At 53.1% G+C, this 21,492-nt stretch carries 23 protein-coding genes and 1 other annotated feature; of the genes, 7 read left to right on the top strand and 16 right to left on the bottom strand.

Annotation, left to right across the window (positions count from 1 at the left end; genetic code table 11):
* Positions 1-9: 9 nt before the first annotated feature.
* The 5 genes from uhpB to rbsK form a co-directional block, all read right to left on the bottom strand.
* Positions 10-1,512, bottom strand: a complete 1,503-nt coding sequence (uhpB, locus tag OGY13_RS23710) for a signal transduction histidine-protein kinase/phosphatase UhpB (protein ID WP_057066455.1) — start codon at positions 1,510-1,512, stop codon at positions 10-12.
* A complete protein-coding gene (gene uhpA / locus OGY13_RS23715) occupies positions 1,509-2,102 on the bottom strand; it encodes a response regulator transcription factor UhpA (RefSeq protein WP_003023923.1) in 594 nt (197 codons plus the stop codon). Before uhpA ends, uhpB begins: the two co-directional genes overlap by 4 nt.
* A gap of 153 nt (positions 2,103-2,255) precedes the next feature.
* Complete coding sequence (locus OGY13_RS23720) at positions 2,256-3,269, bottom strand: aldose 1-epimerase family protein (protein WP_032945437.1); 1,014 nt, start codon at positions 3,267-3,269, stop codon at positions 2,256-2,258.
* Positions 3,270-3,280: 11 nt separating this feature from the next.
* Positions 3,281-4,597 carry an L-fucose:H+ symporter permease gene (fucP, locus tag OGY13_RS23725; RefSeq protein ID WP_213752166.1) on the bottom strand — a complete coding sequence of 439 codons (1,317 nt, stop codon included), beginning with the start codon at positions 4,595-4,597 and terminating at the stop codon, positions 3,281-3,283.
* Between the two features lie 27 nt (positions 4,598-4,624).
* Positions 4,625-5,545 (bottom strand): ribokinase, encoded by a 921-nt coding sequence (gene rbsK, locus OGY13_RS23730; protein WP_003827124.1) that lies wholly within the window; start codon positions 5,543-5,545, stop codon positions 4,625-4,627.
* A 324-nt stretch (positions 5,546-5,869) separates the two neighbouring features.
* Between rbsK and OGY13_RS23735 the strand changes: the two genes are divergently transcribed.
* Entirely contained in the window at positions 5,870-6,655 is a 786-nt protein-coding gene (locus OGY13_RS23735; RefSeq protein ID WP_003827122.1) for a DeoR family transcriptional regulator, read from the top strand.
* A 1-nt stretch (position 6,656) separates the two neighbouring features.
* On the opposite strand, the gene ilvN is transcribed toward OGY13_RS23735, so the two are convergent.
* The 3 genes from ilvN to ivbL all read right to left on the bottom strand — a co-directional run bounded on the left by ilvN (position 6,657) and on the right by ivbL (position 8,845).
* Positions 6,657-6,947, bottom strand: coding sequence for an acetolactate synthase small subunit (ilvN, locus tag OGY13_RS23740; RefSeq protein WP_003023914.1), 291 nt, complete (start codon positions 6,945-6,947; stop codon positions 6,657-6,659).
* Between the two features lie 3 nt (positions 6,948-6,950).
* Positions 6,951-8,639: an acetolactate synthase large subunit gene (gene ilvB, locus OGY13_RS23745; RefSeq protein WP_048215245.1), complete on the bottom strand. Its 1,689-nt coding sequence runs from the start codon at positions 8,637-8,639 to the stop codon at positions 6,951-6,953.
* 107 nt (positions 8,640-8,746) lie between these two features.
* Positions 8,747-8,845 (bottom strand): ilvB operon leader peptide IvbL, encoded by a 99-nt coding sequence (ivbL, locus tag OGY13_RS23750; protein ID WP_003827118.1) that lies wholly within the window; start codon positions 8,843-8,845, stop codon positions 8,747-8,749.
* A gap of 522 nt (positions 8,846-9,367) precedes the next feature.
* On the opposite strand from ivbL, the gene tisB reads away from it, so the two are divergent.
* From tisB to emrD, 3 genes are all read left to right on the top strand, one after another.
* A complete protein-coding gene (gene tisB, locus OGY13_RS23755) occupies positions 9,368-9,457 on the top strand; it encodes a type I toxin-antitoxin system toxin TisB (RefSeq protein ID WP_003023909.1) in 90 nt (29 codons plus the stop codon).
* Positions 9,458-9,580: 123 nt separating this feature from the next.
* Positions 9,581-10,414 (top strand): EamA family transporter, encoded by an 834-nt coding sequence (locus OGY13_RS23760; RefSeq protein WP_020996046.1) that lies wholly within the window; start codon positions 9,581-9,583, stop codon positions 10,412-10,414.
* 191 nt (positions 10,415-10,605) lie between these two features.
* Positions 10,606-11,790 carry a multidrug efflux MFS transporter EmrD gene (emrD, locus tag OGY13_RS23765; protein ID WP_032934162.1) on the top strand — a complete coding sequence of 395 codons (1,185 nt, stop codon included), beginning with the start codon at positions 10,606-10,608 and terminating at the stop codon, positions 11,788-11,790.
* Here the strand turns inward: emrD and OGY13_RS23770 are convergent.
* Together OGY13_RS23770 and dsdC are read right to left on the bottom strand one after the other, a co-directional pair.
* Entirely contained in the window at positions 11,717-12,799 is a 1,083-nt protein-coding gene (locus tag OGY13_RS23770) for a cellulase family glycosylhydrolase (protein ID WP_213752168.1), read from the bottom strand. The two genes, emrD and OGY13_RS23770, sit on opposite strands and share 74 nt — an antisense overlap.
* 78 nt (positions 12,800-12,877) lie before the next feature.
* Positions 12,878-13,804: a DNA-binding transcriptional regulator DsdC gene (gene dsdC, locus OGY13_RS23775; RefSeq protein ID WP_003827110.1), complete on the bottom strand. Its 927-nt coding sequence runs from the start codon at positions 13,802-13,804 to the stop codon at positions 12,878-12,880.
* A gap of 229 nt (positions 13,805-14,033) precedes the next feature.
* Here dsdC and dsdX point away from each other — a divergent pair, with 229 nt between their 5' ends.
* Positions 14,034-15,371, top strand: coding sequence for a D-serine transporter DsdX (gene dsdX / locus OGY13_RS23780; RefSeq protein ID WP_003827107.1), 1,338 nt, complete (start codon positions 14,034-14,036; stop codon positions 15,369-15,371).
* Between the two features lie 17 nt (positions 15,372-15,388).
* A complete protein-coding gene (dsdA, locus tag OGY13_RS23785) occupies positions 15,389-16,711 on the top strand; it encodes a D-serine ammonia-lyase (RefSeq protein WP_213752169.1) in 1,323 nt (440 codons plus the stop codon).
* A 12-nt stretch (positions 16,712-16,723) separates the two neighbouring features.
* On the opposite strand, the gene OGY13_RS23790 is transcribed toward dsdA, so the two are convergent.
* From OGY13_RS23790 to ibpA, 6 genes are all read right to left on the bottom strand, one after another.
* Entirely contained in the window at positions 16,724-17,236 is a 513-nt protein-coding gene (locus OGY13_RS23790) for a radical SAM protein (RefSeq protein WP_053069354.1), read from the bottom strand.
* 14 nt (positions 17,237-17,250) lie between these two features.
* Entirely contained in the window at positions 17,251-17,613 is a 363-nt protein-coding gene (locus OGY13_RS23795; protein WP_008786533.1) for a DUF202 domain-containing protein, read from the bottom strand.
* Positions 17,603-17,950: a YidH family protein gene (locus OGY13_RS23800; RefSeq protein WP_003023888.1), complete on the bottom strand. Its 348-nt coding sequence runs from the start codon at positions 17,948-17,950 to the stop codon at positions 17,603-17,605. The genes OGY13_RS23795 and OGY13_RS23800 overlap by 11 nt, the downstream gene beginning before the upstream one ends.
* A gap of 185 nt (positions 17,951-18,135) precedes the next feature.
* Positions 18,136-19,797, bottom strand: coding sequence for a putative transporter (locus OGY13_RS23805; protein ID WP_048227364.1), 1,662 nt, complete (start codon positions 19,795-19,797; stop codon positions 18,136-18,138).
* A gap of 123 nt (positions 19,798-19,920) precedes the next feature.
* Positions 19,921-20,349: a small heat shock chaperone IbpB gene (gene ibpB, locus OGY13_RS23810; protein WP_003827096.1), complete on the bottom strand. Its 429-nt coding sequence runs from the start codon at positions 20,347-20,349 to the stop codon at positions 19,921-19,923.
* Positions 20,350-20,441: 92 nt separating this feature from the next.
* A complete protein-coding gene (gene ibpA / locus OGY13_RS23815; protein ID WP_003023882.1) occupies positions 20,442-20,855 on the bottom strand; it encodes a small heat shock chaperone IbpA in 414 nt (137 codons plus the stop codon).
* Positions 20,849-20,920, bottom strand: a sequence feature (ROSE (Repression Of Heat Shock gene Expression) occurs in the 5'-region of heat shock genes and acts as an RNA thermometer to modulate expression.). (Overlaps the previous gene by 7 nt.)
* A gap of 238 nt (positions 20,921-21,158) precedes the next feature.
* On the opposite strand from ibpA, the gene OGY13_RS23820 reads away from it, so the two are divergent.
* Positions 21,159-21,491 (top strand): YceK/YidQ family lipoprotein, encoded by a 333-nt coding sequence (locus tag OGY13_RS23820; RefSeq protein WP_003023879.1) that lies wholly within the window; start codon positions 21,159-21,161, stop codon positions 21,489-21,491.
* Position 21,492 lies beyond the last annotated feature (1 nt).

Genomic DNA, 21,492 nt, shown 5'->3' on the forward strand with positions numbered 1-21,492 from the left:
GACCGCGCCTTACACATATCGCTGGGGTAACGACACGCTGACCCGCGTGCCGTGCGTACAGGAAATCGAGAGCGATCCGCCGAGGGCGCTAATCCGTTCACGCATCCCCGTAAGGCCAAATCCCTGTTGATTCGACCCTGGCGGCAGGCCGCTGCCGTCATCCTCAATCACCAGCATTAGCCGTTCATCCTGTTGCCAGCCCTGAAGCGTCACCGCGCTGGCGTTGGCGTGCTTAACGATGTTGTTCAGCCCTTCCTGACAGACGCGAAACAGCGTCACCCGCTGGCTTTCGCTAAGTGCAGATTCATCAATTCGCCAGTCGAGATGGCTGACGATACCGCGACTTTCCAGCTCCATTTCGCGCATCAGTGAGCGGATGGCCTGCTCCAGCGTGAGATCGTCCAGCTGGCGCGGTCGCAGACGGCCTAACAGGCGACGCACCGAATCGTACACGCCGAGAGAAAGTTGTTCGATGTGCGCCCCGCTGCGCTTCACCCCTGCGTTTTCCGGCGCCAGGCGCTGGACAATACCCGCCTGGGTGCGAATGGCGGTGATGGTCTGGCCGATATCATCATGCAGTTCGCGCGCCACATCACGGCGCACGCTCTCTTCGGTTTCCAGCAGACGTTCCGCCAGACGATGGTTGCGCGCTAATTCATTTTGCAGCGACTGGTTAAGTTCGCGCAGACGCTGAATACCCGCACCGAGCAGCAGCCCGGTCAGGCTTTGCACCAGCAGCGAGAGCAACAGGTCAACGGGATGATCGTGCCAGGTCTGGCTGGCAATCAGCGCGATGGCGTTCATCAGCGTCGCAATCAGCGCCCCCTGCCAGCCGTAGTGCCAGGCCAGCGCAATGATCGGCAACGCGAGGCAAAACGGCGTGAAGCGCGAAAGTTCGGCGGGTAAACCGAGCTGTAGCCACAGGCTGACGCTAAACAGCAGCAGGTACCAGACCAGATGTCGCCCGCGCCAGTTCACCGGCTGCGACACCACCGCCGGGCCCAGCGGCAGCCAGGTCGTGCTGGTCAGATAGTGCCAGAACACCAGGCAGATCGGCGCCAGCGTTAATCCGCCGGTGAGCGTCAGCAGCAGCGCGTTCCACGCCTCTTCACCTTGCCCAAGCCAGGGCAGCGATTGCAGCAACGCCGCCGCCGTGAGCGCCGCGCCCTGCAACAACAGCGTGCGCCAGTCGCGCTGATGGCGGTATCGCGAAATCAACATCACCGGGAGTAACGTGAGGAAGCTGCCGATCATCAAAAGTGGTAAATGGGCCAGCGCCACTTCCTGCGCCAGCCAGAAAAGAAGCAGCCATTCCGCGCCCAGCAGCACCGGCCAGTAGCCGCGCGGACATTGCAGCATCAACCCCAGACGCAGGCCAAACGGAAACAGCAGTACCGCCAGCTCCGGGCGCTCAACCAGATGCAGGCTGATGCTCCACAAGCAAAACCACGCGGCGGAGAAGATAAAAAAGCAGGCAACAACGGTGATTAACCGGGAACAGAGCGTGTTCATTGCCAGCCGTCAAACATCCGGCGGGCCAGTTCGACGTCGTTGCTGACCCCCAGCTTTTCCATCAAGTTAGCGCGATGCACGTGCACCGTTTTCGGCGACAGACCCAGTTCAGCGGCAATCTCTTTGACCGCCATACCTTGCGCCAGTTTTTCCGCCACCTGACGTTCACGTTTGGTGAGAGGATCCTGACGACCGGCCGCCAGTTTGACGGCGATGTCCGGCGTCAGGTAACAGCCGCCGGTCGCTACGGTATGCACCGCCGCGATCAGCTCATCCGGGCTACAACGTTTAGAAAGGAAACCACGCGCGCCCGCGTTGAGCGCCTGCTCCACCAGCGCCGGGCTGTCGTGGACAGAAAGCATGATAATCGCCATTCCTTTTGGCAACTGGCTTAACAGTTCAAGACCAGAGATATCAGGCATCGAGATGTCGCAGATACACACCTGCACGCCGCGTCCCGGTAATCCCGCCAGCGCCTCACTGCCTGAGCCAAACTCAGCGACCACCTGCAAATCAGGTTCCAGCCCCAGCAGTTGGGCAAAGCCGGAGCGGACGATGAGGTGGTCGTCAATAAGGGCAACGGTAATCATGGGTTCATCCTGGCGCTAAGGCATGCCTGATGGCGCTACGCTTATCAGGCCTACGGGCGGGTGCCGTTGTAGGCCGGATAAGGCATTAATGCCGCCACCCAGCAAAAGCGCTTACCTTAACGATAAGTGCTTTGGTGTTCAAGCCTTGAGCGATCAGGCTATGCCAGTTGTGACTGTAAATGTCCGGGTGTGCTGCGGTTCTATTTCAATCAAGGTGCCATTGCGTTGTGCTGCCAGGAATCCTTCAGGTCGACAGGTTGCAGGCAAGGCGAATGCCGCAACCTGTTGATCGCCGTTGTAGAGGATCCAACGCGTCACATAATTCAGCTCCGTGCTGGAGAAACGCGTAACGAACGTGGTGCCATCAGGCGCGATCATGCTAAATTCTGGCTTATCAGTGTACCTGTCCAGTTGGTCAGCAAAGAAGACAATTTCCGGATCGTAAAAATGGGGTTCATTGAGCCGCGCCAGAGAAGCCTCGCCCTGTACAATCCGCTGATTAAACGCCAGCCACTGCTCAGTCGGTTTAACATGCGCGGGTATCGACTCACGCAGCTTCATGGCCTCATCCGGAATATTCTGGCTGAAGGTGGCTTCCGGTACGTAGGCATAATTCATATGGCACATGTACTGCAACGGCATTGCCACTGAGGCAAGGTTGGTAACCGCCATCTGAATATCAAACAGCGCGCTCGCTTTGTGCATTACCACCGCAGGATGTGCCTGATAATGATGACCGAACCCCATCACATACTCATAGCGTCCACCCACGCGCAAATTCTCACCCTCCAGCTCCAGCCAGGCTTCATCCATCGCGGCACAAGCCATTTCACCGTGCAAAGGATGTGAATCCTCTGGTGATGGGCAGCCATTTGCCAACAGACCTGAGTGGAAGGCAAAACAGCCGTAGGTCGCCACCACTTCCGCCGCCGGTTTCGGCTGACTGAACATGTTACGCATGGTCAGGTCATGGCCATCAAACTGAGCATCCCAGATCATCTGCCCCATCCAGGGCAGAATAACCAGATGTCCACGACTGTTTTCTACCTTCAGCCCTTCCACTCCGCTGGCGTAACGAAATGCGGTAACCGTGAAGTCGTTATTCTTCAGTAAGATTCGCGGATGCTCTGCAAAGAGTTCTCGCCACAGCGTTATACGTGTTGTCATGATCGCTCTCCTCAGGAAACTGTCGCTTCAGCCAGGTTGTTGCGCACTTTGCTTTCACGCCAGAAGTAGATACCGACGTACACGAAACAGAGCATGGAAACCAGGAACGAAAGTTGCAATGAATGGAACATATCGGCCACATAGCCCTGAATCGCCGGAACCACCGCCGCGCCGACAATCGCCATGACAATGACGGCACCCGCCATTTCGGTATGCTCGTTATCCACGGTATCAAGCGTACCCGCATAGATTGTCGCCCAGCAGGGTCCAAACAGGACACTCACCAGCACTGCGACATACACAGCGCTGAAGCTTGGCGCCAGTGCAACATAGACGAGGAACAGCGCACCAATAATGGAATAGAGAATCAGCACTTTTTCCGGATTGAAGCGCGTCATCAAAATGTTGGCGATAAACTTGCCGATAAAGAAGCAGGCGAAGCTATAGACCATGAAGGTTGAGGCGTCGCGCTCGTTGATATCACCTAATTCCAGTGCCAGACGGATGGTGAATGACCACACCGCGACCTGCATCCCCACATAAAGAAATTGCGCCACAATTCCACGACGGAAACGGGCATTGCTGGCCAGATAACGCAGTGTATCCATCGCTGACGGGCGTTTATGACTCGTGGTTTGCGCGACTTTACAGGTCGGGAAGCGAGTCAGCAGGAATAACACCATCACCACAACCAGTAACATAATCATGTACTTGTATGGCTCAAGGGTATTTTCCAGCATCAACACTTTAAAGTTATGGATCTGCTCAGCGTTCATCCCGGCCATCTGTTTTTCCAGGCTTTCACCTTCAGAGAAGACCAGATATTTACCTAGCAGAATGCCAGCAGCCGCACCAATAGGATAAAAAGTCTGACTGATGTTCAGGCGTAAAGTGGCATACGCTTTTGGGCCGATCATTGAGCTGTAGGTGTTGGCTGCTGTTTCCAGGAAGCTCAGACCAATCGCAATCGCGAAAATCGCCGCAAGGAACATGGTGTAGGTGGCCATGTGCGATGCCGGGAAAAAGAGCGTACACCCAACGATATAAAGGGTCAGCCCCATTAAGATGGCGACTTTATAACTGGTCTTTTTAATCACCAGAGATGCTGGAATCGCAATTAAAAAATAACCGCCATAAAAGGCACTCTGAACTAATGCCGAGGCAAAGTTGCTGAGTGAAAATACGCTTTTAAATTGCGTAATCAGAATATCATTTAATGCGGCTGCGCATCCCCATAACGGGAATAAACAGGATAACAAAATAAACTGGAACAGAGGGGTCTTATTCAAATAGCCGTCAGGCATCTGAATGATGTTTTTATCGTTCATAGTGCTACCTTTTACAGTGCAGGAGTATTATTCGTTTAAGGTAAGAAACTCATTAAATTGTTCGATGCTTGGATAAGATGATTGAGTGCCTTTCCCGGTAACGCTGAAAGCAGCGAAGAGAGCGGCTTTTTTCATGGCGGCTTCCACATCACCGCTTTGAACGTAATAGTGAGCAAAACAACCGATGAAAGCGTCGCCTGCACCACTGGTATCGACAGCGTTCACTTTAAACGCTGGAACATGGACTTCCTGGTCACGCGTCATCCACAGCGCACCTTTCTCACCCATGGTGACGATAATATTGTTCAGACCTTTATCAACCAGAGAACGTGCTGCTGCGCGAATATGGTCATAAGTATCCACTGGCATACCGGTTAATATTTCCAACTCGGTTTCATTCGGCACAAAAAAATCACATTTACAGGCATAAGACATATCTAATTCCCGTAATGCAGGGGCGGGATTTAGTAACACTTCAATACCGTGTTTTTTGCCAAATTCAATCGCGTGATAAACAGTTTCCAGCTGCACTTCCAGTTGCAGGACAATAAGCTGACATTTTTTCAAATCTTCCGCCGCACGATCGATATCTTCCGGGGAGAGAAATTTGTTCGCTCCTTTAATAATCAGAATACTGTTGCTGGAGTTCGCATTAACAAAGATCGGTGCGACACCGCTGCTGGTGCAGGGTACCTTTTCGACATAGGTGGTATTAATTCCCCAGGATTCGAGATTGCGAATAGTGTTATCCGCAAAAATATCATCACCGACTTTTGTCAGCATCAGCACTTTGGAATTGAGCTTAGCGGCCGCAACGGCCTGATTTGCGCCTTTGCCCCCGCAGCCAATTTTGAACGCCGGTGCTTCCAGCGTTTCCCCTTCTTTGGGCATCTGGTTGATGTAGGTGATGAGATCCACCATGTTGGAGCCAATAACCGCGATATCCATTTTACTACCTCTCAGAAACAATCACACAACAATGATATTAAAATAACATTATCATGTTACTTTCGTATCATTTGTGACTAGGATCGCGATTGGAAGATCATTTTATTGTTTATTTATTGCACTAAATGTTACACCCACATCACAATACAAATGATGAAGTTGCTTACAATTGACTGAAAATTAACTGGTTATAATCAATAAAACGTGAAAAAACACGCTTTTATTTCCGGATAGTCAGACGTATAGTAATGTGGCAATGTCATGTTCTCAGAAACACAAAAATGTTACTGAAGGAACATGGGAACATGATTCGTGGAGAAGCACATGGAAACTAAGCAAAAAGAACGTATTCGACGTCTGATGGAATTGTTGAAGAAGACCGACCGAATCCATCTGAAAGAGGCGGCACGAATGCTGGAAGTTTCCGTGATGACTATTCGTCGGGATCTCAGTCAGGATGACGAACCGTTACCACTCACGCTGCTCGGTGGTTACATTGTGATGGTGAACAAACCTGCTGCCATCGTTAACGCGCCACTCCCCGCGCAAAAACAGTATCACCGCGACGATTTACCGGTTGCCATTCTGGCTGCGGGGCTGGTGAGTGAAAATGATCTGGTCTTTTTTGATAATGGTGCGGAAATGCCGTTGGTGGTCAGCATGATCCCGGACGATATTTCCTTTACCGGGATTTGCTACTCGCACCGGGTGTTCGTAGCGCTAAATGAAAAGCCCAACGCCACAGCGATTCTTTGCGGGGGGACCTACCGGGCGAAAAGTGACGCCTTTTACGACACCAGCAATCCCTCCCCGCTGGATGCACTCAACCCACGGAAAGTCTTTATCTCCGCCAGCGGAGTCCATGAGCATTTCGGCGTTAGCTGGTTCAATCCGGACGATCTGGCCACAAAACGCAAAGCGATGGAACGCGGATTACGCAAAATTCTGCTGACGCGCCACGCCCTGTTCGATGAGGTCGCCCCCGCCAGCATTGGTCCACTCTCCACCTTTGACGTACTGATAAGCGACCGTCCGTTACCGGCAGATTACGCAACCCACTGCCGGAACGGCTCTGTAAAAGTGATCACCCCGGATTCAGACGGCGACTAACTCACTCAAAGAACACGGTAATTTTGTTAAACATCGACGGATCGGACTGGTTGCGGGCCACTTTCACCACATCTTCCAGCTTGTCGATCTGGCTTATCATCTGCTCAAGACGTTGATCGTCGTTGACCAGTAGCCAGATGCGGCTCTTATCGCTGTCCTGAATCGGTAGACAGAGAATGCCTTCCACGTTGAACGCGCGGCGGGCGAACAGCCCGCAAACGTGAGTCATTACGCCCGGATGGTTGCGTACGGTGAGTTCCAGGATTACGTTGTCATGTGTCTGCTGTTGCATGGCTTATTCCCCCACCATTTCTGTGTTTGCCGCACCCGGCGGCACCATCGGGTACACTTTTTGTTCGGCATCGATGCGCACGTGGATCAGCGCAGGCCCAGGGCGATTAATAATCTCCTGCAACGCTGCCTGTGGGTCCGCTTCGTTATTCAGATCGCAGGTTTCGAGACCAAACCCGGCGGCTATCTGCATAAAGTTAATCATCCCCGGATAGGTCGCGGCAAAAACACCCTGCTTATAGAACAGACTCTGCTGCTGATATACAAGACCCAACGCTTCGTTATTCATCAGGATGATTTTAATATCCAGCTGATTTTCGCTGGCTGTCGCCATTTCCTGAATATTCATCATCAGGCTGCCGTCGCCGGAGAAGCACAGCACTTTTTTGTCTGGATTGGCCAGCGCTGCACCAATTGCCGCTGGCAGGCCAAAGCCCATAGTTCCCAGACCGCCGGAGGTCAGCCACTGACGCGGACGGTTCAGCGGATAAGCCTGTGCCGCCCACATCTGATGCTGGCCTACGTCGGTGGTGATAATGGCGCTATCGTCTACGCAGGCAGCCACGGCGTTGATCAATCCATAGTGGCTGAGCGGGTCGCTTTCCTGCGGAATAGTGCAAGGGAATTCACGTTGTAAATCGGCCACCGTCTGATGCCACGACTCTCGCGGCTGCGCGTCAATTAATGGGATCAATTGCGCCAGAACCTCATCGACATCCGCCTGAATCGCCACGTGCGGTTGTTTGATTTTACCCAGCTCCGCGCGGTCGATATCCACGTGAATGATTTTGGCGTTCGGGCAGAACTGCTCCGTTTTACCAATCGCCCGGTCATCAAAACGTGCGCCCAGAACAATCAATAAATCCGCTTCTTGCAGAATAAAGTTAGTGCTACGCGCGCCGTGCATGCCCAGCATGCCTAACGACAGCGGATGGGCTTTCGGCAACATACCGAGCGCCATTAAGGTCATAGTGGTGGGCAGCATCGCTTTTTCCGCCAGTTCACGCACGCGCTCAGGTGCGTTAATCACGCCGCCGCCGAGGTACAGCACCGGACGCTGTGCGGCGTTAATCATGGCTGCGGCATCGCGAATGCTGTCCTGGCTGAACGCTGGTGCCGCCATTTTCTGCGCAGGCTCCGGCATCTCTTCAATATCAAAAACGGCGGTTTGAATATCCTTAGGAATGTCTATCCACACCGGGCCTGGACGTCCGGACTGCGCAATGCGGAACGCATCGCTCATGACCTGAGGTAATTCACTGATATGGCGGACCAGATAGTTGTGCTTAGTGATGGGGATAGAGATGCCGTAGGTGTCGACTTCCTGGAAGGCGTCGGTGCCTATCATTGAGGCCGGAACCTGCCCGGTGATACACACCAGCGGGATGGAATCCAGACGCGCATCAGCAATGGCGGTCACCAGATTGGTTGCGCCCGGTCCGCTGCAGGCCATACAGACGGCGGGTTTGCCATCGGTTCTCGCCATTCCCTGAGCGATAAACCCTGCTCCTTGCTCGTGGCGCGCCAGGATATGACGGATTTGCGTGCTTTGACTTAAGGCGTCATAGACGGGAAGAATCGATCCGCCGGGAATACCGGTAACAACCTGAATTCCCTGGCGTTCCAGGAAATGAACGATGAATTCTGCGCCCGTAAAACGCGTACGCTTGGATGTTATGCCCGAACTTGCCATGCTCCAGTCCTTTTATTCTGGGCCTTTGCTCCGGGCAGGTCTCTGAAACGAAAAACCCCGCCCGGTTTGCGCCGGCGGGGTTTTGGAATCGTGTGTTGATTCGGACCCTACGGCGCATTGCCGACGACCACCACCACACGCACGACGACCGCTGCGCGAGATGGCGCAGTTTTTAGTAGGGTCGCAGTCAGCATGGAAGGGTTCATTAGGGACCTGTCTGTTTGTTGATTAACTGGATTTATACAAACACAGGTTTTTCAGCGTGACAATGGAAAAATTTTCATCTGCATAAAAATGCGTCAATGATCACATTTCGTTGTGCATTGCTGAAAAACAAAAAACCCCGCCGGAGCGAGGTTTTTTTCAGTGCTGTGCGGTTGGTAGCCGCCGAACACACTGTGTTATGTCAACGAAAAAAGTATACGCGTTCTGCGAAGAACACGCAATTTCGGCACGAATTTTGATGGTTTTGAGTATGGAACATGAATAGCGTAACGTCCATAAAATACTGTTAATTTATACAGTGTTTATCTATAATGTCTCGGTACGCAATGTGTTATGCGGGGGCCGCATCGTAAACCGGCGCATCAAAGTCCTGGCTGAAACGGGTGGTGCCGTCAGCGCCTTAACCCCCGTGTGAGCACACTGTGTTATGTCAACAAAGGTGCTGGCAACAGGCAGCGGCGAGGTACGTCAGCACCGTGCTCCTTGTACCAAAAGGAGAGCGTATGAGCCTCGTGGATATCGCTATTCTTATCCTCAAACTCATTGTTGCAGCACTGCAACTACTTGATGCCGTTCTGAAATACGTTAAGTAATTCGGATTCAAGTCGCACCTAAGGGGGGCGGGTAACACTCCGCTCCCCTTTCACCTTCTCCCTGGTGCTTGTGTCGCGCCAATATGTTACGTTTTTATGACATTCTCAGGGAAGAATTCCACCATGACGCTTTCTGTTTTCTGCATTTTGCTGTTCGCCGCGCTGCTGCATGCCAGCTGGAATGCCATTGTTAAAGCTGGAAACGATAAACTGTACTCAGCGATCGGTGTCAGCGGTTCTGCTGCAATTATGGCATTAATTTGCTTACCCTTTGCGCCGCAACCTTCCGCCGCCAGCCTGCCGTTTTTAGCCGTCTCAACTGCGTTGCAAATTGTATATACCGTCCTGGTCGCCAAAACCTATCAGGTTTCGGATATGAGCCAGACCTATCCGTTAATGCGCGGCACAGCGCCGCTGCTGGTTGCAATTATCAGCGTCCTGTTTCTTGGCGATAGCCTCTCTGTTCTAGCCTGGGTGGGGATTGCCACGATCTGTCTGGCGATCCTCGGCATGGCGTTTAACGGACGCAGCAGCTCGCAACGCGGGATCGTGCTGGCGCTCATTAACGCCTGCTTTATCGCCGGATATACGCTGGTTGATGGCACCGGCGTACGTTTATCAGAAACCGCGCTGGGTTATACGCTGTGGACCTTCTTTCTGAACGGCTCCTGCCTGCTGGGCTGGGCGATGATTGCCCGACGCCGGGAAGCGTCGCGCTATCTGGTACAGCAGTGGAAGAAAGGTATTCTTGGCGGGATTGGCACAATGGGTTCTTACGGTCTGGCGCTGTGGGCCATGACTCAGGCTCCGTTGGCGGTAGTCGCTGCGCTGCGTGAAACTTCCATCCTGTTTGGCGCGCTGCTCGCGTGGCTGCTACTGAAAGAGAAGGTTGCCGGAATACGTCTCGTTGCGGCTGGAGGCATTGCCATAGGCGCAGTTTTGCTACGCTTATCATGACCTCTGTAAACCCGATGCAATCCGGCAACATTTGTTGCCGCTTTTTGTTTACATTTCCTGCCGTCCATCGTTTAAACATTCCAGCCCACTATCTGGCCTTCTTTTTCTGTTGTGGTAGATTCCACGCGCATTTACGGGAAAGTGCAGCACCTTATTCTTATTTTTTCACTTTTTGAAAAGTAATCAGCGAAATGAAAAGGCATAGAAGCGTCAATTTGTTGTTGATGTTGGTATTACTGGTGGCGGTAGGTCAGATGGCGCAAACCATTTATATCCCCGCGATTGCTGATATGGCGCGTGAGCTGAACGTTCGCGAAGGGGCGGTGCAAAGCGTGATGGCCGCCTATCTGTTGACCTACGGCCTGTCACAACTGATTTACGGCCCACTTTCCGATCGCGTTGGCCGCCGCCCGGTGATCCTCGCCGGGATGTCCATTTTTATGCTGGCTACGCTGGTCGCCATAACCACCCACAGCCTGACGGTATTGATTATCGCCAGCGCAATACAGGGGATGGGAACGGGCGTCGGCGGTGTGATGGCGCGAACGTTACCGCGCGATTTGTATGAAGGCACGCAGTTACGCCACGCTAATAGCCTGTTAAACATGGGGATTCTGGTCAGCCCACTGCTGGCACCATTGATTGGCGGTATGCTGGATACCCTGTGGAACTGGCGTGCCTGTTACATCTTCCTGCTGGTGCTGTGCGCAGGCGTTACGTTTAGCATGGCGCGCTGGATGCCGGAAACGCGCCCCGCAGGTGCGCCGCGTCCACGGCTTATCGCCAGCTACAAAACGCTGTTTGGCAACAGCTCTTTCACCTGTTACGTGCTGATGCTGATCGGCGGCCTGGCGGGCGTTGCGGTCTTCGAAGCCTGTTCCGGGGTGTTGTTAGGCGCGCGTCTCGGCTTAAGCAGCATGGTGGTCAGTATCCTGTTTATTCTGCCCATTCCGGCGGCGTTTTTTGGTGCCTGGTTCGCCGGTCGCCCGAATAAGCGTTTCTCGACGCTAATGTGGCAGTCAGTTATCTGCTGTCTGGTCGCCGGTTTGATGATGTGGATCCCTGGTCTGTTCGACGTGATGAACGTCTGGACGCTGCTGGTTCCCGCCGCACTGTTTTTCTTCGGCGCCGGGATGCTGTTTCCGCTGGCAACCAGCGGCGCAATGGAGCCTTTCCCGTTCCTGGCCGGTACTGCTGGTGCGCTGGTTGGTGGATTACAGAACATTGGTTCCGGCGTGCTGGCGTGGTTCTCTGCCATGCTGCCGCAGACCGGGCAAGCCAGTCTGGGCCTGCTGATGACCCTTATGGGGCTGTTGATTTTTGTTTGCTGGCTTCCGCTGGCGTCACGCGTGTCGCATCAGGGACAGGCGGTTTAAGCGTATGATGGCCCGGCTTCTCGCCGGGCTTTTCACACTCAGGGGCAATCATGGTATTCAACAACGGCTCCAGCGCCGGTCTCCATGCCCCTTCCTCACCATCATAGAACTGCGTATCCGCATTGATAGCATAGGGAATTTTCGCTTTCTTCAGCTCGCAAGCCATAAAGCGGGCAAACGCCATTTGCGAGGCAGAAGGCGCATTCCTGATGGTTTCTCCCGGCGACCAGCCTCCTACCCAACTAACATGACCGGTTTTCTGCTGCCAGTGAATGGCGTTATTGATACGGGCGCGAATGGCGGCCTTTTCTGCCGCTGTCCCTGAGGTCCACGGGTATTTACCGTTATTTTTCAGCGGCCCCCACGGGAAAATATGCCATTGGGCCAGCACGGTATTCTGACTTTGCGGCGGCAGCTTTAGGTTGGGCAAATCTTCCGGAGCGGCATGCAGTTTCGGCGCGATAAATATCATTCGCTGTGGATCGATGGCATGGATGGTACGGATGGTTTTGTCATACACCCTATTGAGCGACGCCTGATTATGGTTGAGCTTATCGGCAGGTTCATAAATCAGGTCGAAACCCAGCAACGGCGAACTTTGACCAAAGTAATGCGCCACTGCCACCCACCAGTTAACCACCTCTTTTTCGTTACTGGCACTGGGGTCTTTTTTATACTCGTCAGCCTGATAGGCGATTATCGGGATCACGCCATACTGCTCGCAGGCTTCCACCAGCTTGCGCAGATGAATGAGCCGCGCCTCCGTAGGCTCACCCGCCACGCGAATGCGCACGTGGGTCAACCCTTTCGCCTTATAATCCCTCACCACCAGCGGATCGAATTCACGGATGCCCCGATCGGTACGCGCCCAATCTACGTCCATCCCAACCCCAAGCTGCTGCACATACTGCGCCGCCGTCAACGCAGGTTGCGCGGCACACACGGTGGCGCTGGCCAACAGTAAAAGGGAAACAATCGGCTTTAACACGGTCGTCCTTACGCAAATCATCAGGAGTGATATCACGTATTTAGCACGCTTTTTCACTTTCAGTGTAGAGCGAAAGCGTAAAAAATATTCGCGACCCGCTTATTTAACCTGCTCCTGTAGCCAGCCAATAAACGCCTCGATTTTCGGCCACTGCCTGCCGGGCAGCGTGGTGATGTAGTAATGCTGATGACATTTCAGCGCCATATCGCCAAAAGGCGCAATCAACTCTCCGCTGTCGAGGCGTTTTTGCACCAGCCGTTTTCGGCCCATCGCCACGCCGATATGGTTCATTGCCGCAATTACTGCTAAATCCGAACGATCAAAACCAATCCCCGACGATGTCGGCAAATTCGCCGCAAAATGCTGCGCCCAACTGTGCCACTCATCGGTCCCGGAATCGTTACTCCACGCCTGTCTGTCGTGCAGCAACGTACAGTGCGGCAAATTCACCAGCGAACCGGTAAGGTCATGGCGGCGGGCGTAGTCCGGGCTGCACACCGGCAGGATCTCTTCATCCATCAGGAAGTGATGCGTGAGTTGCGCGGAGGGTGCATCGTCAAAATAGATGGCGAGATCGATACCCGCACGCTGTAGATTGACGTTGTCATTCCCGGTCAACATGGTTAGCGAAATTGACGGGTAGCGACGGGTAAAGTCGCCGAGCGCCGGAACCAGCCAGCACTGGGCGATAGAAGGTCGTGAGTAGACGGTGAGCGTCCCCGAGAGCTCCTGATTCTTAATATCAAGAATCTCCTGGTTGAGCGTGTCCAGTGACGACTTCAGCGCCCAAAATACCCGTTTGCCCTCATGAGTGAGTTCCACTTTGCGATGAGAACGAACAAATAATTGGATACCAAGCTCATCTTCAAGCTGATTTATGCGATGGCTGACGGCACTGGGGCTCAATGACAGCTCGTCTGCCGCCAGCGCAAAAGACTGATGCCGGGCCGCCACTTCAAAAGTATACAGCTTTGACAACTGCCAGCCGTTGAGCAGCCGGTTTCTGACTTCGCGTAGGGGATCCATTCTCACCTCCTTTCCTTCTGATTCATGCGCTGGAGTGTAAAAAAGTTCGCTGCAAAAATCAGCTCAAAGGTGAATCAGAGTGAACCATATCGCATAAACAAAGCGCAATTAGACATAAATCACTCATTTGATGCAATCTGGCTCATGTGAAGGGGGATTTATATCGTTTGTCAGACCATGCCTTATTTTTGTCCAATAACCCTATATTAATCACAGGGCAAGGTGAGTTATGCACTCTCAAATCTGGGTTGTGAGCACGCTGCTGATAAGCATCGTGTTAATCGTTTTGACCATCGTGAAGTTCAAATTCCACCCGTTTCTGGCGCTACTGTTAGCCAGCTTCTTCGTGGGTACGATGATGGGCATGGGGCCGTTGGATATGGTCAATGCCATTGAGAGTGGCATCGGCGGTACGCTGGGCTTCCTCGCCGCGGTTATCGGCCTTGGGACCATTCTGGGCAAAATGATGGAAGTGTCCGGCGCAGCCGAACGCATTGGCCTGACGCTGCAGCGCTGCCGCTGGCTATCCGCCGACGTCATTATGGTTCTGGTTGGGCTGATTTGCGGGATCACGCTGTTTGTTGAAGTCGGCGTGGTGCTGTTGATTCCACTGGCCTTTTCAATTGCCAAGAAAACCAATACTTCATTACTGAAGCTGGCGATTCCGCTGTGTACGGCGCTGATGGCGGTGCACTGCGTGGTACCACCGCATCCGGCTGCCCTGTTCGTGGCGAACAAGCTGGGCGCAGACATTGGCACCGTGATTGTCTACGGCTTACTGGTCGGCTTGATGGCCTCGCTGATCGGTGGTCCTCTGTACCTGAAATTCCTGGGTAACCGTCTCCCGTTTAAACCGGTTCCGGCTGAGTTTTCTGACCTTAAAGTGCGTGACGAAAGTACGCTACCGTCGCTGGGTGCTACGCTGTTTACCGTTCTGCTGCCGATTGGCCTGATGCTGGTAAAAACCGTCGCTGAGCTGAACATGGCGAAAGGCAGCACGGTATATACGCTGCTGGAGTTTATTGGTAACCCGATCACCGCGATGTTTATTGCCGTTTTCGTTGCCTATTACATTCTCGGCCTGCGTCAGCACATCGGTATGGGTACGTTGCTGACCCACACTGAAAACGGTTTTGGCTCCATCGCTAACATTCTGTTGATTATCGGCGCAGGCGGCGCATTCAACGCTATCCTCAAGAGCAGTGGGCTGGCGGATACTCTTGCGCTGATCCTCTCGAACATGCATATGCACCCGATTCTGCTGGCGTGGCTGGTGGCGTTAATCCTGCATGCCGCGGTGGGTTCCGCCACGGTGGCAATGATGGGCGCCACGGCAATCGTTGCACCGATGCTGCCGCTCTATCCCAACGTCAGCCCGGAGATCATCGCCATTGCTATCGGTTCCGGCGCTATTGGCTGCACGATCGTTACCGATTCCCTCTTCTGGCTGGTGAAGCAATACTGCGGTGCCACCCTGAATGAAACGTTTAAATACTATACGACCGCGACATTTATCGCGTCCGTGATTGCACTGGCTTGCACATTCCTGCTTTCCTTTATTATCTAAGCGCAAAGAGACTGACTATGGAAAACATTCAAACACTTATCGCCCAGTATCCTTTAGTGGAAGATCTGGTTGCTCTCAAGGAGACAACCTGGTTTAACCCTGGCACCACCTCTCTTGCGGAAGGTTTACCGTATGTTGGCCTGACTGAACACGATGTTCAGGATGCCCACGCCCGTCTGACGCGCTTTGCGCCGTACCTGGCAAAGGCATTCCCGGAAACCGCGGCCACCGGCGGCATTATTGAATCTGAGCTGGCCGCGATTCCGGCCATGCAAAAGCGACTGGAGAAAGAGTACGGGCAGCGCATCAATGGCGGAATTCTGCTGAAGAAAGACAGTCACCTGCCAATTTCTGGCTCGATTAAAGCCCGTGGTGGCATTTATGAAGTACTGACCCACGCGGAAAAACTGGCGCTGGAAGCCGGTCTGCTGACCACACAAGACGATTACAGCGTTCTGCTTTCGCCCGAATTCAAACAGTTCTTTAGCCAGTACAGCATCGCGGTAGGCTCCACCGGTAATCTCGGCATGTCGATTGGTATAATGAGCGCCCGTATCGGCTTTAAGGTGACGGTGCATATGTCGGCCGACGCCCGCGCATGGAAAAAAGCCAAACTGCGCAGCCACGGTGTAACGGTCGTGGAGTATGAAGAAGATTACGGCGTGGCGGTTGAACAGGGCCGTAAGGCGGCGGAGTCCGATCCAAACTGCTTCTTTATCGATGATGAAAACTCGCGCACGCTGTTTTTAGGCTATGCGGTGGCCGGACAGCGCTTAAAGGCGCAGTTTGCCCAGCAGGGGCGCGTGGTGGATGCAGACCATCCACTGTTTGTTTACCTGCCATGCGGTGTCGGCGGTGGCCCTGGCGGCGTGGCGTTTGGCCTGAAGCTGGCGTTTGGCGATAACGTGCACTGCTTCTTCGCAGAACCAACCCATTCACCGTGCATGCTACTGGGGATTTATACCGGACTGCACGATACGATTTCCGTGCAGGATATTGGCATCGACAACCTGACAGCGGCTGATGGGCTGGCTGTCGGCCGTGCGTCTGGCTTTGTTGGCCGGGCAATGGAACGTCTGCTCGACGGTCTGTACACCCTGGACGATCAGACTATGTACGATATGCTGGGCTGGCTGGCGCAGGAAGAAGGTATTCGCCTTGAACCGTCAGCGCTGGCAGGGATGGCCGGTCCGCAACACGTTTGCGCCTCTGCTGACTATCAGCACATGCACGGCTTCAGCGCGGATCAGCTCAATAACGCCACTCATCTGGTGTGGGCGACCGGCGGTGGAATGGTCCCGGAAGATGAAATGGCGCAGTATCTGGCCAAAGGACGTTAAATACCGCTGAGCTTAACGCAGCATCGCCATCAGCTCCATCGGTGAGCGATGCTGCTTAAGCAGGTCACGCATCACGCGCATATGCGGTGCGGTGTGGCTGAAGAAAGCCTGATAGCCTGCACACAGCACGCCCTTTCCATTTTCCTCGCAGTACGCAGGACAATCACCGTGGTAATATTGAAACAATGAGCATGTCTGGCAACGCGTATTCATTGATGACATGGTCTGTCGTTCAATCTGTGCCGTCAGACCACACCACTGGCGAAGCGTTTTATCGAAAAGCTGGATAGATATCTGATTAATATCTTCACGTACCCAGATATCAAATATCGTAATTAAAAATCGGCCCCATGCCTCAGACGTAACCGATTCGTCTGTCAGATGACCTGAACCATCGAGCTTAACCAGCGGAATAAATTGTACCAGGCGAACATTTCCTTGTTGCAAACCACGGTACACTTCAACCGGTTGTAAACACTTCTGATGGTCAATCACCACGTTTAAAACATCATCACTAACATCCATGTTCTCACATCCTGTCATGCAAAATTCCCGATAAATACGATAAGTTGGCGAACATGCGTTACAGCAAACAGCATTGCGAGGGATAACACCGCGAGGGAGATCATAAATTTGTCACGCACCGCGCGAGATTCAGAAAAATCGCTATGACTCACATCCATCAGATTACGGCTACGGGTGTAGCGCCAGAGGATAATCGCCACTATCGCCAGCACAACTATCGATATCCAGAACAGCACTCCCGCCTGGTGCCAGTTGTGCTTAATCGCCAGCGCCATTAACGCGCCATAGCCCAACAACGTGCGAAACCAGGCCAGTGAAGTCCGCTCCGGTTGTAACCCCGGATCAGCGATGCGTCGCGATTTGCGGCTATCCGGCATACAGCACCAGCGTCATGACAATCACCGCCACAATAGTCAGCATGACGCTGATAATCAGCAGGCTGTGGGTGTAGGGCAAGTCCTCTTTCAGTCGCATCGCCTTTTCGTTACGTAGCCAGCGCAGGTAGCCGTAGATCGCCAGACCGCCGGCAAACAGACACAGCAACAAGGCAAGTGCCTCACGGATGACCGGCGTGGCAAAATCCGGGGCCAGTTGATCAAGGCCAACCCCCGCCGCCAGAAATCCGAGCGCGGTGCGGATCCACGCCAGAAAAGTACGCTCATTTGCCAGTGAGAAGCGATAATCCGGTGCTTCTCCAAGGCGAGAAATCTTCATGACAGCTCCTTAAATATTGTTGTCTGGTCGTTATACCGGAACAGTTAAGGAGTATGAACCTGATTCTCAAACGAGAGGGCGAGTCGGGTGATGAGACAATGGGAAAGAGAGAGGGTGTTTGTAATGCCGGATGGAGAGTTGCGTTTTATCCGGCCTACAGGAGATGCAGGCCGGATAAGTCAGTTTTAACCTAATCCCCAGAAGAGCACCGCCAACAGTTGCGGGGTGATAATCCTCAAGAACATGACCAGTGGATAAACGGTAGCGTAGGAGAGCGCTGCTGCCCCGCTGGTGGCATGCAGGTTATTAGCAAACGCCAGAGCCGGGGGATCGGTCATTGAGCCAGCCAACATGCCGCACAGCGTCAGATAGTTCATTTTGGCAAAGATTCGCGCCAGCAAGCCCACGGTAATGAGCGGAATCGCGGTAATGAAAATACCGTAGCCCACCCAGCTCAGACCATCTCCCTGTGTTAGGGTATCGACAAAATCACCGCCTGACTTCAGTCCCACCACTGCAAGAAACAGCACGATACCCAACTCTCGCAACGCCAGGTTAGCGCTGGGAGGCATAAACCAGTACAGCTTACCGATGCTACCAATACGCCCCAGGATCAGGGCCATAATCAGCGGGCCACCAGCCAGACCCAGTTTTAACGCCACCGGGAACCCCGGGATGAACAGCGGGATTGAACCCAGTAGAACACCCAGCCCGATACCGATAAATACCGGCAGCATCTGCACCTGCTGCAGTTTTTGCTGCGCGTTACCCACAACATTGGCAACGGCATCAATGGACGCGGGACGCCCCACCAGATTGAGGATATCCCCGAATTGCAGGCTGGCGTCACTGCTGGCTACCAGCTCAACACCCGCACGGTTCAGGCGGGAAATCACCACGTCGTAACGCTCTTTGAAATGCAGGTCGCGGATTCGTTTACCCAGTACCTGTTCGTTGGTCACCACCACGCGTTCGACGCGTAAATCGGTACCTCGCGTGGACAGCGATGTGTCTACCTCCTGCCCAATCACCACCTGCGCGTTATGCAGGTCAGCTGGCTGCCCGACCAGGTGTAGCAGGTCGCCCATCTGGATAACCGTCCCTGGCGACGGCACCATCAATGTCTCGTCACGTTTCAGACGCGAGCAGATGATTTTGTCGCTGTTCAGAATCGGGACATCTTGAATCGCCATATTGTTGATGTTTGGGTTTTCCACGCGGATGTTCATCGTCTGAATCAGTGCGTGCCCGTTGGTCAGCGTGGATTCATGCTGCTGGGCTTCAGCATCGACGTTAACGCGGAAAATAAGGCGCATCAGCCACATGGTCAGTAAAATTCCGCAGATGCCGAAAGGATAAGCCATGGCATAGCTCATCCCCATCTGGTCAACTACGTCGCCAGGCGTACCTAAATCTCGCAGAATTTGCTGCCCCGCACCTAACGCCGGGGTATTGGTGACCGCTCCAGAGAATATTCCCAGCACCACAGGGAGAGGAATGGCAAAAATCTTATGCAGGATCGCGGTGACCAGGCCACCCATGATGACAATCAGCACAGCAAACAGATTCAGCCGCAGGCCCGAAACGCGCAGAGAAGCAAAAAAGCCCGGCCCCACCTGAATACCAATGGTGTAGACGAAAAGAATCAGGCCAAATTCCTGAATAAAATGCAGCATGTCGCCGCTCAGGGTCATCCCTGCCTGATCGACAAAATGCCCGACGATAATACCGCCGAACAGCACGCCTCCAATGCCAAAACCCACGCCACGTATTTTTATGTTGCCGATCCATAACCCGACAACTGCCACTAATGCCAGAACGCTGACCGTCAATGCTATATCACTCATATCCTGTTCCCTGTGAATAACATCATTAAGTAAATGGATTCTCGCAGAGTACAGTCGCAATGTATGGGTGGTAAAGCACAAAAAAGCCCCGTCATTTCTGGCGGGGCAAAGGCATGGAGCTATTTAACTATCTAATGCAGGACGTTCGCTGATGGCGATACGTTGTGGAGCAATGGTTTCAGGTTCATTCCGGGTCAAATCAATATGCAGCAAGCCGTTAGTGAAGCTTGCGCCGGAGACCTCCATATTTTCAGCCAGCGTAAAGCTCAGGCTGAACGGCTGAGTGACCAGCCCCTGATGCAACCATTTGGTCTCTTTTTCCGGCTGCTGCGGCGTACCTTTCACGGTCAGGCGCGTGCCTTCCAGTTGAATATCCAGATCTTCCTGGCGGAAACCGGCTAACGCAAGGGTAATGCGGTAGTGGTTATCATCGCTCTTTTCGATGTTATAAGGCGGGAAGCTCTGGCTTTCACCGGTGTTTTGCAAGGCATTGGCCAGTTTGTCAAAACCGATCCATTGACGCAGCAGTGGGGATAAATCGTAGTTACGCATAATAATCTCCTTCTAAGAAGCGAGTAGGTACCTTTCGGCTCCCTGACGGCAAGCCGATGACTTAGCAAGGCCGCCTGAAGCGGCCTACAGAATTAGTTAATTTCGATGCGGCGCGGTTTGTTCGCTTCAGGAATCACGCGCTCAAGATCGATATACAGCAGACCATTTACCAGGTTTGCGCCGCGAACATGAATGTTCTCCGCTAACTGGAACTTGCGTTCAAAGTTGCGCTCGGCAATACCCTGATACAGGTAAGTACGTTCTTTTTGATCGTCCGCATGGGCGCCTTTTACCACCAGCAGATTGTCCTGGGCAGTAATTTCCAGTTCGCTTTCAGCAAAACCGGCAACGGCAATTGCAATGCGGTAATGGTTTTCGTCTACCAGCTCAACGTTGTACGGAGGGTAGCCGCCATTGCTCTGGCCCTGATTGTTTTCCAGCAGGTTAAACAGACGGTCAAAACCAATAGCAGAACGGTACAGCGGGGATAAATCAAAGTTACGCATAATCAATAGCTCCTGAAATCAGCGAGAATATTGACCTTCCATCATGGACAGGTCAGGTAGCCAGGACACCCATCAGGCATGCCCTTCATTTGTCTACACTCTAAAAATGGGTCTTAATACAAACTTTTCAAGCGTATTCATCTCACTTTTTTTGCAGTTTGTTGTCTATTGCATACACTGGGGGGAGCAGTTGTTCTCGTTAAATCGCGATGGCCGCCACAGTGCGACGAAATGGTGATGTTATTTTCGCAACGGATCGCTTTAACTCACCATGCAAACACGATAAATACAGATGAATAAATGATGATTAAAAAAATGTTGGTAACACTGACGATGTGTAGTGGGATGGCGTTTGTAAGCGGTTGTTCCAGCATCATGTCGCATACAGGTGGTAAAGAAGGGACGTATCCTGGCACGCGAGCCAGTGCCACAATGATTAGCGAAAGTGATACAAACTGGGGAACCAAGTCGCTGGCGATTCTGGATATGCCTTTTACCGCGGTGCTCGATACGGTATTGCTACCTTGGGATCTCTTTCGCAAAGATAACTCGGTGAGATCCCGCGTAGAAAAGAGCGAGGAGAGAACCCAGGCCACGAACGCCGTTATTCCCCCGGCAGAAATGTCTGCTCCATAAA

Source organism: Citrobacter sp. Cpo045, from assembly GCF_030332875.1.
Lineage (GTDB): Bacteria > Pseudomonadota > Gammaproteobacteria > Enterobacterales > Enterobacteriaceae > Citrobacter > Citrobacter portucalensis.